Below are 19,934 nucleotides of genomic sequence, written 5' to 3'. Positions count from 1 at the left end.
TTAAACTAAGGCGTTAAGCAAGTTTACGCGATACTTTACAGAATTAAGCCCTGATTATTGTGTCAGGGCTTTTTTTTTGATTAAAAAAGCGCTAAATTCCCTGTTGGTTTTTTGAGGTTCAGTCGTACTCTATGAGTGTTATTCACAATGTGCTTGCTGAGATTCCGAGTCGGTATGCTTTTTTGCAGAAAGTGCAAAGCTTAATCGACCAGAACGAACAGGTATCGTTGTTCATTATTGATGTTGTCAGATTTTCGGACGTTTCCACCAGCTTTGGCTACAAAGCGGGTGATTATATTTTGTCTGAAATTGTTCGACGCATTCAGTCAATTTTTGCTTTTGATGCTGAAGTGGGCAGGGTCAGTGGTGATGTCTTTGGTCTGGTATTTCCGGGGCAACACAGAACAACCCAGTTAAACAGCTTTTACACCCGACTCAACGAACATTTTAAGTCGCCAATTCACATTGGTGATCACGCCTTTATCGCCGATTTCAACGTAGGCGCAGTGTCTAACCCGGATGAAAATCGCGACGTTAATAAACTCTTTTCAGGTGCAGAAACCGCACTAAAACAAGCTAAAGGCAACAAATACGATAATTTCGCAATTGTCTCACTGACGCAAAAAAAGCACACAGGTGGGCGTGCTCTGGCCTTAAAGGCTGACTTAAAACGCGCTTTCGCAAATGACGAACTGGAGCTTTATTTTCAACCTAAGATTGATCTTAAAACACTTAAGATCATTGGGGCTGAATGTCTGTTGCGCTGGCATCACCCGTTAGACGGTGTATTGTTTCCCGGGGCCCTCATTGACGCTGCTGAATCCTACAATATGATGAATGAACTGGGGTATTGGGCGTTGCGTAAAGCGTTTGATAGCCTGTTGTATTTTCAGGCCGCAGGGTTTGATATCAATCTCGCGGTCAATGTTTCACCGACGCAATTGTACGACGATAAGTTTGTTCACCGCTTAAAGCAATACAGCGAAAATATGTGTATTGATTTAAGTCGTATCGAGCTGGAACTGACCGAAGATGCAGCTATGTCTAACTCACTGATGGTGAATCAACAACTTGCGGCTGCAAAGCGTCTGGGAGCCAAAATTGCTATCGATGATTTTGGCAAAGGCTATTCTAACCTGGCATACATTCGTGATTTGGATATCGATACCATCAAGATCGATAAAACCTTTATCATGCAGTTACTGGAAAATCCGGTAAATAAAGCCATTGTCGAAGCGACAAAAGTGATTGCCGATTCGCTGTCCTGTAATGTCGTAGCGGAAGGTATCGAAGAGTTACAACACCTGCATATTTTGCGGGAACTGGGAATTGGGTCAGGCCAGGGATATTTGTTTTCTCAGGCTGTTCCAATGCAGGATTTTATCGCTTTGTTGCACACTGATATCAGTGTGGGGGGCTCCTACGCTTTTACCGAACGAGCCTAAACGTCAAATCTGACAAGCCAAACCGGGCATTCTTGCTGGTCCCCGTCTTATAAAAGCCTTTGCATTCCTGTATTATTGCGCTATCAAAGACTAAAAAAATAAATACCCTACATTATTATGTCCAAAACCATCGATCTTTTACTGGCACAGGGTAACTTTCTGCAGTTATCCAGAAAATCGCCCGAATTATTTGCTCATCCACTGCAATTTACCTTGTCCAATCAAACGACTGTGCAGATTCACTCTGAAGGTGTCATTCAATTTGAGCCTGCAAATTATGGGGCGAAAGATATTGTCTATTCCTGTGGTGTTCACGGCAACGAAACTGCGCCAATCGAAATTTGTGACGATATTGTTCAGGCGGTACTGCGCGAAGAACTGCAATTAGCCCATCGTCTGCTTGTGTTATTTGGCAACTTACCCGCTATGGATATTGCACAGCGATTTGTTCATGAAAACATGAATCGTTTGTTTGATGGCGAACACAGTAATCCTCAGGTAGATAGCAACCCGGAAAGAAAGCGCGCCAAACACCTGGAAGAAAGGGTCAGGGATTTCTTCCTGTCGGTGCCAGGCGGCAGACAGCGCTATCATTATGATCTACACACGGCGATTCGGGATTCTAAAAACGAAAAGTTTGCGGTATATCCCTTTACTCACGGCCGGGCAAGAAATCCGGAACAATTGGTCTTTTTACAGCAATGTGGCGTGTCCACTATTCTGTTATCCGAATCGCCAACAACAACCTTTAGTTATTTCAGTTGCAAACATTTTCATGCTGACGCCTTTACAGTGGAATTGGGTAAAGTGCGCCCCTTTGGTGAAAACGACATGTCGCGTTTTGCCGCAGCAAAACGAATGTTGCAACGCTGGGCAACAGAGTCAGAAGTCGCATTACCTGAATTCGACGAAACGCAGTTTCACATTTATCGGGTCAATCAGATAATCAATCGCCACAAACCGGAATTTGTACTTCACTTTGAAGACGATACCCCCAATTTCACTGATTATCCCAAAGGAACATTACTGGCTTCCGAGCCTGGCGCGGAGTACCGGGCAGAACAGGATGGCGAAGCGATTGTGTTTCCTAATGCCAGGGTGGCTTTAGGGCAACGGGCGTTACTGACAGTCGTTCCTACCAGCCTGAAGGATAAATAAATGGACAAGCCTTTTACACTGCATCAGCGTCTGCAGGAAGATTGTTTTACGGTAAAGGACTTGCCGTTATGCCGGGTACTTTTAATGAATGAAACCAGGTACCCCTGGTTTATTCTGGTGCCTCGAGTTGCAGGGTTAACCGAGTTGATGCAGTTATCCGACGCAGATGCCCGGCAGTATTGGTTTGAATCGGCTCTTACACAGCGCTTTTTAAGTACAGAGCTTAACGCCGATAAACTCAACGTGGCGGCATTGGGTAATGTGGTCCCGCAACTTCACGTACACCATATTGGCCGCTTTAGTCATGATGAAGCCTGGCCTGCACCGGTATGGGGTAAATTTCCTGCGAAACCCTATAGTCAGGACGCCAGTTCAGCGTTAATCTCACAATTTATCGAATACACACAAGGAGAACCAGGATGATAGTAACCACCACACACGAATTACAGGGATATGAGATTGAACACTATTACGGGATTGTCGTCGGCGAAGCGGTAATGGGCGCCAATCTGTTCAAAGATATTTTTGCGTCAGTCAGAGATATTGTCGGTGGTCGCAGTGGCGCCTATGAAGATGTATTAACTAAAGCTCGTAAAATTGCTTTTTCTGAAATTGAGGCTGAAGCCAGAGGTTGCGGTGCGAATGCTGTAATTGGTATCGACATCGATTATCAGATAGTTGGCGATAAAGGCAGTATGTTAATGGTGAGTATCGCCGGTACAGCGGTTAAAGCACATAAAGCGAAGGCCTGATCCACATTATAAATAGGGCCGGGCTCTGAACCAGGCTGTGAGAATAAACTTGTTGCCTTTTGTGACAGGCTTACCTTCGTGGTAGGCCTGCGTGTTGACGTCGCCTGAGGCCTGTAAATTGTTCCAGATGCAGGCGGCACCTGCGACGGGTTTGACCACTTGCTGCGACTGAGTGAAATAAGTGTCTCCACCTTCAAAATCATCATTTAAATAAAGCAGGCAGGTCCAGGTGCGTTGCCCCTGATCTTTCATCGCTTGCTGGTAGCCCGGGTGCTGTTCGTCAAACCAGTCCGCATGGTTCTGATAAGATTGCCCCGGTTCGTAGCGCTGTATTTGCAAAGGCTCACAATAAGCAGGGTGTATCCCCATGACCTTGCTGATGTGCTGCGTGACTTTTTGTTCGATGTCCCTGGCAATATCCCTGACCAGCGCGGTGTCGGAAGTACGCCCCGAGTTACTTTGCGCATAGGCTTTGCCAATGACCTTTGAAGGGGCGAAATGCCGTTTTGAGCGAATGATAAGTTGCTCGCACAATTTAGCGTCCAGTATATTGGGAACAACAAACAACTGCAGTTCGTCACACCGGATCTGATGACGCATAAATTGTTGTGTAAAGTTGAGCCTGGATAAAGCATAAAAATAACCGGTAGAGCCGAACACATCCGCCTGCGAGGAAATGTTGTCAGGTAGTTGCTCAATAATCGCGCCTGGTGTGGGTGGCGTATACCCGCCCAGCAAAGCAGCTACAACAGATTCAGAAAACCCTCTTTTTAGCAGATAGTAAAAAAGTTGCTGCTTGTTTACCCCTTTGCGCAATTGCTGGGCAATCCACTGTTCCAGTTTTTCGGTGGCTTCCTGTAGGTCAGACATACAATTTTACGAAGTTGGATTTGCTTTCATCTTGGCTTGTTGCTTATATCCTGATTAATAATTCATTAATGTCAATGTAATTTCATCCTAATGGCAATACCCCTTTTATGGTTAGGTGCCGCTGCAGCCACCTATGCCGGCATAAAATACAGCAGTAAAGTTTCACAATATCGCGGCTATGCTGACGTGTTGCCCGGTGGTAGTCTGCAAACCGTTAAACCTGTTAATGGCGCCATTATTTGTTGTGAAGTATATGGCGTTCTGGATCACACCGGCATATGGGTGGAAGAAAGCATTATCGAATTAAACGGCAATGGCCTTGTGAGAAGTATCAGTCCGGAACGATTCCTGGCCGACCGCTCAGGAGAAGTCGCCTACATTGCTTGTGATGCAACAGGCTCACCCATGATCTCGGAAAATACCCAGATAAATGCCGTAAAACACATCTATCAATATCGAAACTATGATTTATTCAGCAATAACTGCCATCGCTTTGTTTGGGAAATGCTCAGTGATATCAGAGAGCCGGTGCATTCTTTCACCGACCTCAATAAACGACTGAACGCTTTTCACCAGGGGCCGGTTTCATGGTTAAAACTGGTCTGAAATGGCAAATTCCCCATGAAAATTTGACCTGAAACAAATTTTCTGTACAGAAATTACGCTATAACTAAACTGCCTGCTAAAATTGACAGTATAAAAACTAACCAATGTCGGTTGTTTTAACTCAATAGTGGAGGGTGTTGTTATGCAACATCAATTTCTGTTAAATAATTTGGATAAATCTGATCTGCTGCAATCTAGCTTAGTCGCGACTGGAATCAAAGAAAACGACATTCACTTTGTGACCGAAACGAACCGCGACTATGCCGGGCATCATATACATGAGGCATCAATCTTTGAAGAACGTGATTTGCTCCACAGTGCTGTACGTTATGGCATTGTGGGCTTTTTTGTCGGTATTTTACTGAGTGTTATCCTGTATCAAACCCAGCCTTACGGATGGCAATTTGGAGCGGTTAACGCCGCTTTTGTTCTGGCGTTGACGACGGGGTTCGGTGGTTGGATAGGGGGCCTTTTTGGCATCAGTCACAGAAATTATCGCATTAGTCGCTATGAAAATGAGCTGAAAAATGGCAAAGCTATCATGCTTGTATATACTGATGATGAGCACGCCGATAAAGCGAAGCAGATTGTGCAACAAACAGAAGCCGGTTCGCGATACCTCGGCAAGGATACGACCTTCGATAATCCGTTGAAAAACCAAAAACTAGAAGAACTGGAAGATTAGGAGAATATATGTCGCATAAGTTTGAGGAACAACCGCAAAATGCCATCACAGACAGTAAAATTGCGCGAGTAATACGCTGCAAAGAGTTAGATTACGGCGACCCCATTAAATGGTTACGCCTGGGGCTGAAAGATATGCTGAAAGCCCCACACATTACTGCCTTTTTCGGCTTGCTGTTTGCCATTGTACCTTGGTTTATTGCATACCTCGTGGAGCAAACCGGGTGGCACCTTGTAATATTACCCGCCCTGGTTTGTTTTATGTTAATTGGCCCGTTTTTAGCTGCCGGGCTGTACGATGTTTCCTGGGAGCTGGAGAAAAATCACGTTCCCAGTATCTGGCACAGTATCAAAGCAATTACCCGCAACGCCGTGAACGAATGGGCATTTGGAATATTGCTGATGGTGCTGATGATCTTCTGGCTGAGAGTGGCCGCATTGATACATGCATTGTACCCGCCTTATCTGGAAGACAATTTAGAAAACTTGCTTCCCTTCCTGACGGTAGGAACCTTGGTGGGGGCTGGCTTTACCTTACTGGTGTTTTTCATTAGTGCGTTTACCCAACCTATATTAATGGAGCGCAAGGTGGATCTGGCAACTGCAGTAATGACCAGTATGAATGCTGTGTGGGTCAACAAAAAAGTCATGGCTATTTGGGGTGGCTTTATATTTACCTGTGTTGCTTTTGGTTTTGTTGTCGGCATTACGCTGGATTATATTCTTGGGTTTGGTAGTTTCCTGTTTACCATGCCGTTAATTGGCTATGCCTCATGGCATGCCTATATTGATACAATCGAAACTAAGCGGGCCAGAAAGTTCGAATAAGTTTCATTGTTTAAATTCTAGCGGCAGTCTTCAGAACTGCCGCTTTCATTTTAATCTGATAAATATCAAGTGTTTACCAATTTAATTGACTGTTGGTCAGTTAATTTGTCTCTTTGTCACTGTTAATTAAATTCAATTGGGTCCCATTTTTATGATTTGAAGGCTTGCAGGTTAAAGCCGATTATTATTCCTCTGCTAATCTGTATCTATGCTTACACAGCGAGGCGGAAGGCAGGACGCATTCAGGCCATATCAACGGGATGTTGACACTAATTTAAATTGTTAGTTGCACAAGGGAACAGTAAGCATTGGGAGCAAGTTAATGTGAACTCAGGATGAGCTTCGCATTTAATATTTAAGCAGGATGCTTGGGTCCGAAATTAGCCAGGAAGGCGGTTAGCTCAGCGTTGATGGGCAACAAGGGAAGGGGCAACAGTGCAACGCCAGGTTAGCAGGAAATAACCTGTGTTGGACAGGACCAGTGACAACCCTTACAAGGAGTTGTCGGTAAAAGGGAATTGTCAGAGCAAGGAGAATTCTTCAGGGGCAGGAAGCAAGTTGTGAAGAATCTGACAGACAGACAAGGGTTGTTGTGTGGCACGCAGTTAAGTCACACAACACTCTTTTCCCCTGCATGATAATTTATCGGCTATTTTCGGTTTTATTGAGTGTTATTGGCGATCGCCTGATTGAAGTAATTTTCAACGCTAATTTGACTGTCATTCACCAGACGTTGATAACAAACCCCGGCAAAAGCATAGGAGTGAATGCCGTATTCAAGAAGTACATACGGGGCATCCGGGTTTGATTCGTCATAACTCCATTGACCACCTACAGTGGATCTAAATACTTCACCTACATAGGCACCGTAAATATTGCACAGAGTAAAAACGGCTTTGTCTTCCAGCGCCTGGTCGCGGTATTTATTAATCCATCTTAAGATAACTTCATCAATCACCTTAATGCTATCAGCACTGCCATCAAGATTGATACCGAACTCGTCACGTGTCGTAATCACCGCATTTCTGGCACTGTCTTGCATCAATTCATCAAGTTCTTCGCGGGTCATTGCCATATTTTATTCCAAATTATTGTTGTAGTTCTCGTTGGGCCAAAATTAAATCGGTCAGCATTTTAGTACCTGGTCCCATTCTATCTGAATGTGGGTTAACAAGCGACATAGTAACTGAGCGAAAACTACTGCCTTGTATATTTAACTGCGCCAGTTCACCGCCCTCAATATGTTTTTCAACATTGTGTATAGGTAACCAGCAAAATCCAAGTCCCTGACGCAGGAATTTGATAGCAGTTTCAAAGCGGCTGACGGTCCAGCGTTGCTCAGCCTTTAACCAACCCTGTCGTTCAATTGGCGCTTTTGCTGTATCTTTGATAACTATCTGCAAATGTTGCACCAACTCATTCGGATCAATAGGCCCTTTTTTCTGTGCTAACGGATTTTCCGGGTGAGTAACAGCGACAAATTTGACGTTGAGTATAGGCTCACTGAGCACCCCTTTTGGAATTGAGGCTGTGAGTGCAATATCAGCCCAACCTTCATTAATCAGTTCTTCTGTGCCGGTCAGCACCGTATCTATGATGTTCAGCCGACTACCCCGACAAGATGGATAAAAGTCCATCAGGATAGGTGTCAAAAACTGGTCAGGGAACGCCAGCTCAACGGCAATGTTTATTTCTGGTTCCCACGCCTGGTTGATGCTTTTGGCCAGCTCTTCCAGGTCTTCAACGCTCTTACTCAGCAGGCGGGAACGGCGCAGCATGACTTCTCCGGCTTTGGTCAGGTAAGCCTTACGACCTCGCACTTCCAAAAGCTGAACGTCTAGTTGGGATTGTAATTTTGCGACTGCATGATTGAGTGAAGATTGGCTTTTATTCAGCACTTTGGCAGCGTGAGCGTAGCCACCGTGGTCAACAACTGCCTGTAAAATTCGCCATTGCTCGAGAGTCGTTTTAGAGCGATACATGAGAATGTTCGATTTTTGTGAATATCTGATTGTAATACTAGCGCTACCATTCTAATTTTGTAAAGCGAATTTTTAATCCCGGCACTATCAGAACCTGAATTGCACGACGGCGAGTAGCTGTTGTTGTGACAATTTGGCATCTGTGTCAGTAAACTGTTGACGACTGGCTTGCCAGGTTTCGGTTAGCAGCAACTCTGTTCCTATTTGCCAGTGCTCATCAAGGTTATACCGATAGGCGGCTGTCAATCCCCAGCCGTGACCGTTGTTATTGTCCTCAGGAATCAAAGTGTCTTTATCTATTGTGTTAAAGTCATCAAATCTAAGGGCAAAATTATGCTGCTTATCGCGGTAGGCAATCATGGCATACCAACTATTAAACCCCACCAGTACTGCGCCTGGACCCATTGCAGTTCGTCCATGCATACCGTGCATAATCAAACGCCAGTTGCGGTCAAATCGATATTGCCATGACAAAGAATGAAAAATGGTATGCCAGGCATATTGGCCGCCGCGAGCCAAAACGGTCTCGTCTGCGTTGTTGTTAAAATAATGGTAGCGCAATCGGGATGTTTTTTGGTAATCCCAGTGTAAGCCCATTTGATATCCCCAACGTCCGTCGATTTCCCGGTAGGGTTCAACCCAGTTGGCTTGTGGGGCCAGTGCCTGGCCCTCACCAATGGAGGGATAATCTGCAAAGAAAACTCGCTCATTCACAATAGATTGTTTGTCATGCAGACCCCAGCCTCGCCAGGCGAGTAGTGTTCCGGCGGGATCATTGCCTTTGTATACAGCCCCTGAAAATGCAAAGGTATGAGGACTACGGTTGTGAAACCGACCTGGACGGGTGACTTTAAATTCGCCACCTAAAGTACGGACCTCTTCGCCTATCCAACTGCTGATTGCTGAATTGGTGTAGGTATAAGGTGACAACCAGCCGATGTCAGGGTTTTCAAAGCCAAATTCAGGATAGAACATCCCCGCTTTAAATTGCCAGCGATACTTGCTGGACCAGATGGGTTTATATTTTATCGAGAGCTGGGTCAGTCCGGCATGTGAACTGGGTGAATGTGTTGCATTGAGCACGGAATGCCAGGAAACATAGTCTGTCAGATCGCCTGATAATTCTAATAAAGCCTGACTGAGCTGCAATTTATTATCAGCATCGTATCTTAAAATGCCGGTGCCACCCTCTGTAAAACTCAATTCATCATCTACAGATAAGGCCAGACTGCCCTGAATCAACCCGCGCACTTTTAGAGATTCAGCCTGAACTGAGGTGGACAGCGTAATAGCTAATGTGATGAGGAAGGCGACAGATTTCATTGTTGTTCTCGGTTTTGGCTAATATTCAAAAAACGACTGGCAATGGGGTGTGTAGCCCGCCGTCAATAATCATCAAAATCGTCTAAGTCGCTGGCTTCATCGTAGCCGGGCAATAAAGCTGTTTGCAGTTGTACAGAAACCGGGGCTGAAGGCGTTAGTAGCTCACCCTGGTGAACGGGCTCTTGTTGTGACAATCTCGCGTGCCACAATTGCCAGCGAAATTGCTCATTTTCCGGAACCTCAATAGTAACTGCACCATTGCTGTCAGATACTGCAAACCAGGGGGTATCGGTGACATATACGTAGGCTTGCATCCAGTCGTGAATATTACAGCCGATGTGAATTGCACCGGTGGCAGACATTGTCGGTCCCGTCTCAGTTTCGCCAGCCTCGATAGTTAAATCAAAAGGCTGTGCTTCTGATAAGCTATACACCTGATGTTTTATCGAATCCTGATTTGGAAATGTAACCGTTGCGCCTTTTTTTACGGCCACAACGTGTGGTGTAAACTGCTTATTACTTTGACTCAGAGTGGCGCTTTGCGGGGTGCTGTTGGCGGCCAGCTGAATTGCTCCCTCTGTTAGCGGGAACAGGCTAATAATGGCATGGGGGAGTGGGTCACCCTGGTTATCTTTGAGTTGAAATGTCACCAACGCTCCCCAGCTATGCTGACTAAAACAAAGCAGGAAAATTACACTACGACACAGGGATTGCATAAGCAGCTCTACAAGTTATTCGACCTTAAATCGATTTAATAACGATTGCATATCTCTGGCTAACGACAAAAGTTCAACAACTTCCTTTAAGGTGTCCTGAGAATGCGCGTCGGACTCCACCGCCATGGATTTCAGGTTGTCGATGCTGCGATTAATTTCTTCTGCTGTTACCGATTGTTCTTCAACGGCACTGGCTACAGTCATGTTCATTCCTGAGATCAAATCAACGGCAGTGGTGATCTCTTGTAATGCTTGACCGGAGAGAATGGCTTTTTCATCCAAAATTTTTGAATTATTTAAAGATTCTTCCATCACTGATACGGCCTGGGCACTTTCAACGCTAAGTTGCTCGATGTTTTCACGGATTTGTTTGGTCAGTTCAGAGGTTCGCTTTGCCAGGTTGCGTACTTCCTCTGCGACAACGGCAAAACCTCGCCCTTGTTCGCCGGCCCGGGCGGCTTCTATCGCCGCATTCAGCGCCAGTAGATTGGTTTGGTCAGCGATTTCACTGATAGTGTCAGTTACATTGGAGATAGATTGGGTTCTGACATCCAACTGTTTGACCACCTCTGATGTCGTGGCAATGTTGGAGGTTATGGTATTGATGGTAGATACCGATTCGTTAACAACGGCATGGCCTTTGATCGCTAACTGATTCGCTTCTTCGGTTGCTTCAGAGGCATTCGCCGCATTTTTAGCTACATCGGTTACCGCCATACTCATTTGACTCATGGAACCAGCGACATCGTCACTGACTTCCTGTTGTTTTGAGGTCGCATGATGTAGATGGTTCATTTTCTCGCCAACAAATTCCATGGACTGCATAAAACTCACCATGGCATTTTTAACCTGTTTCAATATCGCTGCCTGGTTACTGGCAAACTTGTTAAAAGCAATGGCGGTTTCACCAATCTCATCACAACGGTCTTCCTCCAGCCGTTGTGTTAAATCCCCATCACCTGAAGAGATTTGTTTTAATCTGTCTGTCAGTACTTTGAGTGGTTGTGCCAGCAATCGAATCGCCATCAATGTCATAAAAGTACCAAATAATACCGCGCCGATTGTTACGAATAAGATCAGTGAGGCTGAAAAGGTAACGTTTGATTCCGCCTCCTGCACAACCATTTGGCTGTCCTTTGTAACCACCGCACTCATTTGATCTATCACATCATGCATTTCGGCAAATTTCTGTGAAGCATCCTGCAAACTAATTCGCGACGCCTCGCGCCGTTCTTCTCTGCCGTTATTTTCCCGTAGTGACACCACCTGGAAAGTCAGCGTTTGCCATTCTTTACTCAAACGCTCGTAATCATTCATCAAACGATGGATTTGCGGATCGTCAATGACAAGTTTGAATTGCTGGAGTTTTTGCTGTGCTTCTTCAATGTTCTGCTTGTGGTAATTCACCAGATTGCGAAATGGCGGAGATGAAGTGCTAACGAATATCAGGCTGCGTTCTGCTGATATGGCACGATACAAATTCGCATCGGCGGCCAACATCAGATTGGATGCCGTAAAGTACTTATTGGCGATGATATCGACATCATTGGCCAGTTTTTGCTGAGTCCAGAATGCCACAATGATAACCACAGACAATGAAGCAAAAAACGACCCTGTTAACAGCCAAAGTTTATTTTTGATGGATAAATTTAAAAACCAGTGCATATCTTATTATCCGGTGTGTCTTGCAAAGCGAACTATTTTTACTAGAAAGACTGCGGGCAGAAATAATTTCTGTCAATAAAAAGTGATTTGACCAAAGGTAATAAAAAGAACCGGGTTTGCCTGTTTCTTTTGCTATCGGAATAAATGTAATCTGCTGTAATGTGCTTATGTAAAATATTCCAGATAATGGTTTAACGCTTTGATAGCGCAACCATTTTTGAAGATGTAAGAGTGTGAAAACAGCAGTGAATAGCTGTTTAAAGTTTCAGATTTAATGAATTTGACTTAATACTGTTCCCTTGGGGCATTCGAAGAAAATGGATTTTTATACGGTTATATACATCGCTTAAAAAACCGGCTTTTTAATCTCATATAAGGAAAACAAATGAGTAATACTACTTTTCCAATCCCCCAATCTTTATCCAAAAATTCAATCACTGACTCGGCTGTTTCACTGGGTGGTGGGGTAGATCTGGCGTTTAATATCGCAGAAAAAGCAGTGCCTAAACCCTATAACGTTGCAGTCAAAGCAGCAAAAATAGTAAAGGGCGTTCTCTTTCCAAAGCCCAATATGACTTTGGAAACCCTGAAAGAAATTAAAGCGCAACTGGATGAAATGGACAAAAAACTGGATGAAATTCAGATGATAAGTTCAGCCACTTATATGGCTGTAAAAACCTTAGCTTATGATTACGCGCAAAACCACTATGACAGCATTGTCACCGCACTCATTGACGCCAATGCCGGTATTAATAGTAAGTTTGAAGACTTTTACACCCAACATGTTTTTCCTCGTACACCTGACGAATTCAATGAATTTACTGCAAACCTTTGCCAGGGAGGCGTTTGCTCACAGGCAGATAGCAATATTTTGAGACTTCTTGGGGCGAATGTACCTGAGTTGGCAACAAATGGCGTATTAACCGAAAGTCAGGGGGCTTCTTCAAATTTGGACCCCGCAGAACTATTGAACGAATTTCTTGATAGGTTAAGACCTGAGCGCAATATATGGAAAGATCTGAATAAGGCTTACCATGATGTGATTGAAAAGACTCATGGTGAGAGCAGCATCGACAATAAAGTTGTTTATTACATGGCAGCAATGCAACCCATTGTTACCTTGCAACTTAATTTACTCTCTGACATGCAACAATTGTATTTTATGAATCAGGTTCAGGTTGCGCTGCTATACAATCACCCAGAACTCTATACCGGGAGGCATGCACAGTTTCCATATACGCTATCTGATAAAAGTGGAAAAACAGGTTATGAAGAAACACTGGTATACATGGAAGCCTTTTTTGAGACTTTGGGTAATAAGTTCATTGCAGTCTTTGGAGCAACCGAAGATTCCAAAGACAGAACAAAAGGTATAATTCAATTTGTTGAACAGGCAAAATACCTGAACAACTTTTGTTCTGGTGACAGTGAATCTGACCAATTGTTTAATACTGAGAGCATTAATAAAAATTGCTGGATTGAAGAGCTCAATATGCCCAATAAGAAAAGTGAATGGCATACCGGTACCGTTACGGCATTGTGCCAAGTTTCAGATGATAGCCAGGAGCTTACTTTAAAAAGGCTTTACTTCAATTTTCCCTATAAAGTAGATAATTTAAATGGCATCACTGAACTAAATAATCCAGCAATTGAATACAAGGATGGTGTATTAAAAGCGAAAAACCCGATAGATCTTAAAAATATTGTTGATACCTCTGTGCTTTCTGGCACACCGTCAGCCTCAACATGGGTAGCGCACACCTCCGGCGCTCTTGGCCGTTACCACCTGATGTACCAAAAGTACAAAATCAAACTCGACTCATCCAGTAAATTTACAGAGCATGTTTACGACGACAGAAAAAGTAAAATGAACAACTCATCGCGTCCCAATAAGTACGATATGTCGGTAAAGGATGGCAAGCTTGAATACCCGAAATGGGAAGGACCGGTTTACAGTAGTTCAGCAAATCCAGATGGCTGGACCAGCAGTGCTTACGCAGAAACCCAAAATGGGCGGGGGTATTGGGTAAATAGCTATTTTGTGCAACGCGACTATCCATCCAGCACAGGAATAAGCGACGCCAAGGGACAACTCATTTATCTGGCGCCACTAAAAAATGACACTCGTTGTGAGCAAACGATTAAAGATGGCATAGTCACGCTCAGCTGGCCTGCGGGTAATGACCAGGAAGCAACAACAGTGAGTATAGAGACCACTACCAGTTGTAAATGTCCAGACAATAGCGGAGCCTCAGGTGGGGGAGCATCTTTTAAGTGTGGAGAAAATGTTTTTTCTGTTACTACTGAAGCGCCGATAGTGGAAATCCAGCCTTTAGCTCCTAAATAGTCCGAAAAAATTGCTGTGACAGCAAATTGCAGTTAGCAACTAGCCAAGCTTTATATCAGGATGGCTGTAGCCACAGCCATCCTGACTAATTATAAAAGCGCCAAGCCATTAATTGCGCAAACACTTAAGAACACTTTCCCAGTACAGGAATGTCACACAGTGGTGGGTTAGCCTTTGGCTAACAGCGCGTTGGCAACTTTGGAGTTATTGCTGCGATTAAGTGCTTTGGTGATCTTGTCACCAGCCTGCACTAAAGCATCCAGGTTAATACCTGTCTCAATGCCCATACCATTTAGCATATAAACCACATCTTCAGTGGCCACATTGCCTGAGGCGCCTTTGGCATAAGGACACCCACCTAAACCTGCGACAGCAGCATCGATGACATTGACGCCCATTTGTAACGCCATCAGGATATTACTCAGCGCCTGACCGTAAGTGTCATGAAAATGCACAGCCAGTTTCTCTACAGGTATATCCTGCAAAACTGCATTCAACATCAGTTGGGTTTTCAGCGGTGTGCCTACACCAATGGTATCGCCAAGAGAGATTTCGTAACAGCCCATATCTAGCAACTGTTTCGACACTTGCTTAACCGCTTCCGGGGCAATGTCACCTTCATAGGGACAACCTAAAACGCAGGAAACATAACCGCGCACCTTGATGTTTTGCTGCTGTGCGGCCTCAATTACCGGAGCAAAACGCGCCAGGCTTTCAGCAATCGAGCAGTTGATGTTCTTTTGTGAAAATGACTCAGACGCGGCACCAAAAATCGCCACTTCATCGGCTCCGGCTTCCATAGCTGCTTCAAAGCCTTTAAGGTTTGGTGTCAGGGCAGAGTAGGTGATGCCTTGCTTGCGTGTCACCTGTTTAAATACCTCGGCAGAATCGGCCATTTTCGGCACCCATTTGGGCGAGACAAAACTTCCGGTTTCAATCATGGATAGTCCGGCATTCGCCAGACCTTCCACTAACGCAATTTTATCTTGCAATAAAATATCGGCCTTTTCGTTTTGCAGCCCGTCACGAGGTCCCACTTCAACGATGGTTGCTGATTGCGGTAATGCCATTATTCGCTCACCTCAAAAGCCAGAAGCTCCGCGCCACCATCTACCAGTTCACCAGCTTGAAAGAAGAACTCAGTGACTTTACCTTTTGCAGGTGCTTTGATGGTGTGCTCCATTTTCATAGCTTCCATGATTAGCAATGGTGTATCAGCTTCAACCGTCTCACCTGCCTCAACCATGAGTTTTACTACAGTGCCATTCATGGGTGCGGTTAACCCCCCATCGGCATCCTGCATATCATCCAAACCCAAATCAGGCTCTTCTTCACTGAAGTGCAGAGCGGTTTGTGCGGTGTACAAAGACATATCACTGCCATGAACTACCAGCGTGGCTTTTTGGCGATGACCATTAACATTAGCAATTAGCTCATTGGCGCTCAGCACGCCAGATACCAACAAATCTTCGCCATTGATATTCAGCTCAAACTGTTCGGCGTCCACATGGGTAACAGTCACTTCGAATTTTTCACCGGCTACACCCACAACGACAGTTTGGCTGTGTTGCTCATTGGCACGCCAGGCGTTGGTAAATTGCCACGGGGACGAGATATCAGCACTGTTGGCTTTGGGTTGAGTCTGTTTTTTATTGAGCAGAATGGCAAGCACCATTAACGGCAAACATTGATTGAAGTCATAGTCGCTGTTAACAAATATCTTATCCTGATGCTTCTCAATGAAGCCAGTGTCCAGTTCGACATTTCTGAAGGCATCGGTGCTGGCCAGATTGTACAAAAACGGCAGGTTAGTGGTCATGCCATTGATATGGTAATCGCTAAGTGCCGAAGTCAGACGATTAAGCGCTTTGTTGCGATCTTCATCCCAGACAATCAGTTTGGCAATCATAGGATCGTAATAAACTGATACTTCGTCACCCTGGCGCACGCCGGTATCAACCCGCACATGGCGGTTTTCTAACGGGGCCTGCAGATAGGTAAGTTGACCGGTAACTGGCAAGAAGTCATTGTCGGGATCCTCGGCATAAACCCGCGCTTCAAATGCATGGCCATTGACTTTGAGTTGCTCCTGAGTGAGTGGTAAAGGCTCGCCAGCAGCGACATTCAGTTGCCATTGCACCAGATCCTGGCCGGTAATCATTTCGGTAACCGGGTGTTCTACCTGCAATCGGGTATTCATTTCCATAAAGTAGAAACTACCGTCAACGTCATACAAGAATTCCACGGTGCCGGCACCGACGTAGTCAATGGCTTTAGCCGCTTTTAGTGCAGCTTCACCCATGGCTTTTCTGACTTCATCAGACAAGCCTGGCGCTGGCGCTTCTTCGATAACCTTTTGGTGACGGCGTTGTACCGAACAATCCCGTTCGAACAAATAGACACCGTTACCATGTTTGTCACAAAACACCTGAATTTCCACGTGTCTGGGTTGTGTCAGGTATTTTTCAACCAGCATGGTGTCATCGCTAAAGCTGGACAATGCTTCGCGTTTTGCCGCAGCTAAGGCCCCGGCAAATTCTTTTTCAGACCATACCTGGCGCATACCTTTACCACCGCCACCAGCAGCCGCTTTGAGCAATACCGGATAACCCATGTCATCGGCGGCTTTTTTGATAACGGCTTCCGACTGGTCATCACCGTGATAGCCTGGTACCAGAGGTACACCTGCTTTTTCCATGATGGTTTTGGCTGCGCTTTTACTACCCATGGCTTCTATAGCGCCGGTAGGCGGCCCTACGAAAGCAATGTTGTTGGCTTCGCACAGATTGGCGAATTTGGCATTTTCAGATAAAAACCCATAGCCAGGATGCACCGCATCGGCGCCGACTTCCTTACAAACATCAATGATGGTTTGGGCTTTCAGGTAGCTGCCTTTGGCTGCCGGGCCGCCAATGTGCACCGCTTCATCCGCCATTTGCACATGCAAGGCATTGGCATCAGCATCAGAATATACGGCAACCGTGGGGATCCCCATTTTGCGCGCAGTTTTAATAACACGGCAACAAATTTCACCGCGGTTAGCGATTAGTAATTTCTTAAACATGTTTAATCCTTGCGCCAGTTGGGTTTACGTTTTTCCAGGAATGCACTCAATCCTTCCTGACCTTCGTCAGAGACACGGACGGTGGCAATTCGCAAACAGGTCTTTTCAATAACCTCTTCTTCACCGGGCTGATTCTTAATATCAAAAATCAGCTGTTTTGCTGCCGCGACCGCCTGTGGGCCGTTGCGCAAAATGTTATTCAGCAGATCTTCGATGGTGGTATCCAGTTCTTCCTCGGTAACTGTTTCGCTTACCAGCCCTAGTCTTCTGGCCCGTCGAGCAGAAAACACTTCCGCAGTCATAAAATAGCGACGAGCAACCCGTTCGCCCATGGCGGCAATCACATAAGGACTAATGGTGGCAGGGATCAAGCCAAGGCGTACTTCGCTTAAACAAAATTTACTGAGTTTGCTGGCGACTGCCATATCACAACAGGCCACCAGGCCCACTGCGCCACCATAAGTGGCTCCCTGAACCCTGGCGATGGTGGGTTTAGGCATGTAATTCAGGTGCCATAACATGTCAGCAAGCTTTTTCGCATCAGCAACATTCTCATCAAAAGAGTAATCCGCCATGCGCTTCATCCAGCCTGCATCAGCGCCAGCGCAGAAGCTTTGGCCATTGGCTTGTAATACCATAGCGCGCACGTTTTTATCTTCACCGATTTGTTTAAACAGGTGCGTCAGTTCAGCGATGAGGGCATCGTCAAAGGCGTTGTGCTTTTCCGGGCGATTAAGGGTAACCGTGGCTACGCCACGTTCATCAAGATTATAAAGTACAGAGTCAGTCATCATCACACCTTACATTCTAAAGACGCCGAATTGAGTTTCCTCAACAGGCTTATTCAGGGCAGCTGACAGGCTCAACCCTAATACAAAACGGGTGTCAGCAGGGTCGATTACACCATCGTCCCACAAACGGGCTGAGGCGTAGTAGGGGTGTCCCTGATGTTCGTAGTTGTCCACGATAGGTTGCTTAAAGGCTTGTTCTTCTTCTGCGGACCAGGTTTCGCCAGCGCGTTGTTTTTGTTCTTTTTTGACTTGCGCTAGTACTCCTGCCGCTTGTTCGCCACCCATTACCGAAATACGGGCGTTTGGCCACATAAACAGGAATCGAGGATCGTAAGCGCGGCCACACATGCCGTAGTTACCGGCACCAAAGCTACCACCAATGAGCACAGTGAACTTAGGTACGTTGGCGCAGGCTACTGCCGTTACCATCTTGGCACCATTTTTGGCTATACCGCCAGACTCATACTGTTTGCCCACCATAAAACCAGTGATGTTTTGCAGGAAGACCAGTGGAATTTTGCGTTGGGCACAAAGCTCAATAAAGTGCGCGCCTTTTAGTGCTGATTCGGAAAACAAAATGCCGTTATTAGCAACGATGCCCACTGGATAACCAAATATACGGGCAAAACCGCATACCAGTGTGGTGCCATAAAGTGCCTTAAACTCATCAAATTCGGAACCATCAACGATGCGGGCGATAATTTCACGCACGTCATACGGCTGACGAGTGTCTTTCGGAATAATGCCGTAAATTTCTTTGGCATCGTAAAGTGGCTCTCGGGCTTCGCGAATATCAATATTGGGTTGTTTTACGCGGTTTAATCGGGCAACAGAGTCACGGGCGATCTTAAGCGCATGGTGATCGTTGTTGGCCAGGTGATCTACTACACCTGATGTCCGGCAGTGTACATCGCCGCCGCCCAGCTCTTCTGCCGATACTACTTCACCTGTTGCGGCTTTAACCAGCGGTGGTCCACCCAGGAAGATTGTGCCCTGATTTTTAACGATAATGGATTCATCTGCCATGGCGGGAACATAAGCGCCACCAGCAGTACAACTACCCATAACCACTGCGATTTGTGGAATGTTTTTAGCTGACAGGTTGGCCTGGTTATAAAAAATGCGACCAAAGTGTTCTCTGTCCGGAAATACATCGTCCTGACGAGGCAGGTTTGCACCACCGGAATCCACCAAATAAATGCAGGGCAGGTTGTTCTGTTCAGCAATGGTTTGCGCGCGCAGGTGCTTTTTCACCGTCAGAGGATAGTAGGTACCGCCTTTAACTGTGGCGTCGTTGGCGACTATCATGCATTCCTGACCGGATACCCGACCAATACCCGCGATAACTCCAGCGGCGGGCACATAGTCTTCATAAACGTTCCAGGCTGCCAGTTGCGAGATCTCCAGAAAGGGAGAGCCGGGATCTAATAAGGCATTGATACGTTCTCTGGGCAATAATTTGCCTCGGTCGGTATGACGCTTATTGGCTTTTTCGCCACCACCTTGTTTGATTTGCGCGATTTTTTCTTGCAGATCGTTTACCTGCAGCGCCATGTGCTCAGCATTTTCTGCAAACGCAGCACTTTTCACATTAATTTTTGATTGAATTGGATTACTTGCTTGTGTCGACACATTTAACTCCGTTAAATCCGCTTCATAAAAAATCGGATTTACGAAAAATCCGATTCATTAATTACAACAGG

18 protein-coding genes are annotated in these 19,934 nt (G+C 45.6%); 8 read left to right on the top strand and 10 right to left on the bottom strand.

What is annotated here, in order from left to right; all coding sequences use genetic code 11:
- Window positions 1-131: 131 nt before the first annotated feature.
- The 4 genes from LJ740_RS02785 to LJ740_RS02770 all read left to right on the top strand — a co-directional run bounded on the left by LJ740_RS02785 (window position 132) and on the right by LJ740_RS02770 (window position 3,355).
- A complete protein-coding gene (locus tag LJ740_RS02785; protein WP_229527530.1) occupies window positions 132-1,445 on the top strand; it encodes a putative bifunctional diguanylate cyclase/phosphodiesterase in 1,314 nt (437 codons plus the stop codon).
- Window positions 1,446-1,562: 117 nt separating this feature from the next.
- The gene (astE, locus tag LJ740_RS02780) at window positions 1,563-2,603 is read left to right on the top strand and encodes a succinylglutamate desuccinylase (RefSeq protein ID WP_229527529.1); all 1,041 of its coding nucleotides are present in this window, start codon (window positions 1,563-1,565) and stop codon (window positions 2,601-2,603) included.
- Entirely contained in the window at window positions 2,604-3,026 is a 423-nt protein-coding gene (locus tag LJ740_RS02775; protein WP_229527528.1) for an HIT domain-containing protein, read from the top strand.
- The gene (locus tag LJ740_RS02770) at window positions 3,023-3,355 is read left to right on the top strand and encodes a heavy metal-binding domain-containing protein (RefSeq protein WP_229527526.1); all 333 of its coding nucleotides are present in this window, start codon (window positions 3,023-3,025) and stop codon (window positions 3,353-3,355) included. The genes LJ740_RS02775 and LJ740_RS02770 overlap by 4 nt, the downstream gene beginning before the upstream one ends.
- A gap of 6 nt (window positions 3,356-3,361) precedes the next feature.
- Here LJ740_RS02770 and LJ740_RS02765 read toward each other — a convergent pair whose 3' ends face one another.
- A complete protein-coding gene (locus LJ740_RS02765) occupies window positions 3,362-4,225 on the bottom strand; it encodes a prolyl hydroxylase family protein (protein ID WP_229527525.1) in 864 nt (287 codons plus the stop codon).
- 90 nt (window positions 4,226-4,315) lie between these two features.
- On the opposite strand from LJ740_RS02765, the gene LJ740_RS02760 reads away from it, so the two are divergent.
- The 3 genes from LJ740_RS02760 to LJ740_RS02750 all read left to right on the top strand — a co-directional run bounded on the left by LJ740_RS02760 (window position 4,316) and on the right by LJ740_RS02750 (window position 6,343).
- Complete coding sequence (locus LJ740_RS02760; protein WP_229527523.1) at window positions 4,316-4,831, top strand: hypothetical protein; 516 nt, start codon at window positions 4,316-4,318, stop codon at window positions 4,829-4,831.
- A gap of 142 nt (window positions 4,832-4,973) precedes the next feature.
- Entirely contained in the window at window positions 4,974-5,516 is a 543-nt protein-coding gene (locus tag LJ740_RS02755) for a hypothetical protein (RefSeq protein ID WP_229527521.1), read from the top strand.
- A gap of 8 nt (window positions 5,517-5,524) precedes the next feature.
- Window positions 5,525-6,343: a DUF2189 domain-containing protein gene (locus LJ740_RS02750; RefSeq protein WP_229527519.1), complete on the top strand. Its 819-nt coding sequence runs from the start codon at window positions 5,525-5,527 to the stop codon at window positions 6,341-6,343.
- A 661-nt stretch (window positions 6,344-7,004) separates the two neighbouring features.
- Here the strand turns inward: LJ740_RS02750 and LJ740_RS02745 are convergent.
- The 5 genes from LJ740_RS02745 to LJ740_RS02725 all read right to left on the bottom strand — a co-directional run bounded on the left by LJ740_RS02745 (window position 7,005) and on the right by LJ740_RS02725 (window position 12,029).
- Window positions 7,005-7,418: a hypothetical protein gene (locus LJ740_RS02745; RefSeq protein ID WP_229527518.1), complete on the bottom strand. Its 414-nt coding sequence runs from the start codon at window positions 7,416-7,418 to the stop codon at window positions 7,005-7,007.
- 13 nt (window positions 7,419-7,431) lie between these two features.
- Entirely contained in the window at window positions 7,432-8,325 is an 894-nt protein-coding gene (locus LJ740_RS02740; protein WP_229527517.1) for a LysR family transcriptional regulator, read from the bottom strand.
- An 87-nt stretch (window positions 8,326-8,412) separates the two neighbouring features.
- Complete coding sequence (locus LJ740_RS02735; protein ID WP_229527516.1) at window positions 8,413-9,648, bottom strand: hypothetical protein; 1,236 nt, start codon at window positions 9,646-9,648, stop codon at window positions 8,413-8,415.
- Between the two features lie 62 nt (window positions 9,649-9,710).
- Window positions 9,711-10,298 carry a cupredoxin domain-containing protein gene (locus LJ740_RS02730; RefSeq protein ID WP_229527515.1) on the bottom strand — a complete coding sequence of 196 codons (588 nt, stop codon included), beginning with the start codon at window positions 10,296-10,298 and terminating at the stop codon, window positions 9,711-9,713.
- Window positions 10,299-10,379: 81 nt separating this feature from the next.
- Window positions 10,380-12,029, bottom strand: coding sequence for a methyl-accepting chemotaxis protein (locus LJ740_RS02725; protein WP_229527514.1), 1,650 nt, complete (start codon window positions 12,027-12,029; stop codon window positions 10,380-10,382).
- 385 nt (window positions 12,030-12,414) lie between these two features.
- Here LJ740_RS02725 and LJ740_RS02720 point away from each other — a divergent pair, with 385 nt between their 5' ends.
- The gene (locus tag LJ740_RS02720) at window positions 12,415-14,376 is read left to right on the top strand and encodes a hypothetical protein (RefSeq protein ID WP_229527512.1); all 1,962 of its coding nucleotides are present in this window, start codon (window positions 12,415-12,417) and stop codon (window positions 14,374-14,376) included.
- 167 nt (window positions 14,377-14,543) lie between these two features.
- Here the strand turns inward: LJ740_RS02720 and LJ740_RS02715 are convergent, their stop codons facing one another.
- From LJ740_RS02715 to LJ740_RS02700, 4 genes are read right to left on the bottom strand one after another with little or no spacing between them, the layout of a single operon-like run.
- Window positions 14,544-15,446 (bottom strand): hydroxymethylglutaryl-CoA lyase, encoded by a 903-nt coding sequence (locus tag LJ740_RS02715; RefSeq protein WP_229527510.1) that lies wholly within the window; start codon window positions 15,444-15,446, stop codon window positions 14,544-14,546.
- Window positions 15,446-17,440: an acetyl-CoA carboxylase biotin carboxylase subunit gene (locus LJ740_RS02710; RefSeq protein WP_229527509.1), complete on the bottom strand. Its 1,995-nt coding sequence runs from the start codon at window positions 17,438-17,440 to the stop codon at window positions 15,446-15,448. Before LJ740_RS02710 ends, LJ740_RS02715 begins: the two co-directional genes overlap by 1 nt.
- Before the next feature lie 2 nt (window positions 17,441-17,442).
- Window positions 17,443-18,231 (bottom strand): enoyl-CoA hydratase/isomerase family protein, encoded by a 789-nt coding sequence (locus LJ740_RS02705; RefSeq protein ID WP_229527508.1) that lies wholly within the window; start codon window positions 18,229-18,231, stop codon window positions 17,443-17,445.
- 9 nt (window positions 18,232-18,240) lie between these two features.
- Window positions 18,241-19,863: a carboxyl transferase domain-containing protein gene (locus tag LJ740_RS02700; protein WP_324255585.1), complete on the bottom strand. Its 1,623-nt coding sequence runs from the start codon at window positions 19,861-19,863 to the stop codon at window positions 18,241-18,243.
- Window positions 19,864-19,934: the final 71 nt, after the last annotated feature.

Source organism: Planctobacterium marinum (genome assembly GCF_020687805.1).
In the GTDB taxonomy this organism is placed as follows: domain Bacteria; phylum Pseudomonadota; class Gammaproteobacteria; order Enterobacterales; family Alteromonadaceae; genus Planctobacterium; species Planctobacterium marinum.
This window is presented reverse-complemented; position numbering and strand designations above follow the sequence as displayed.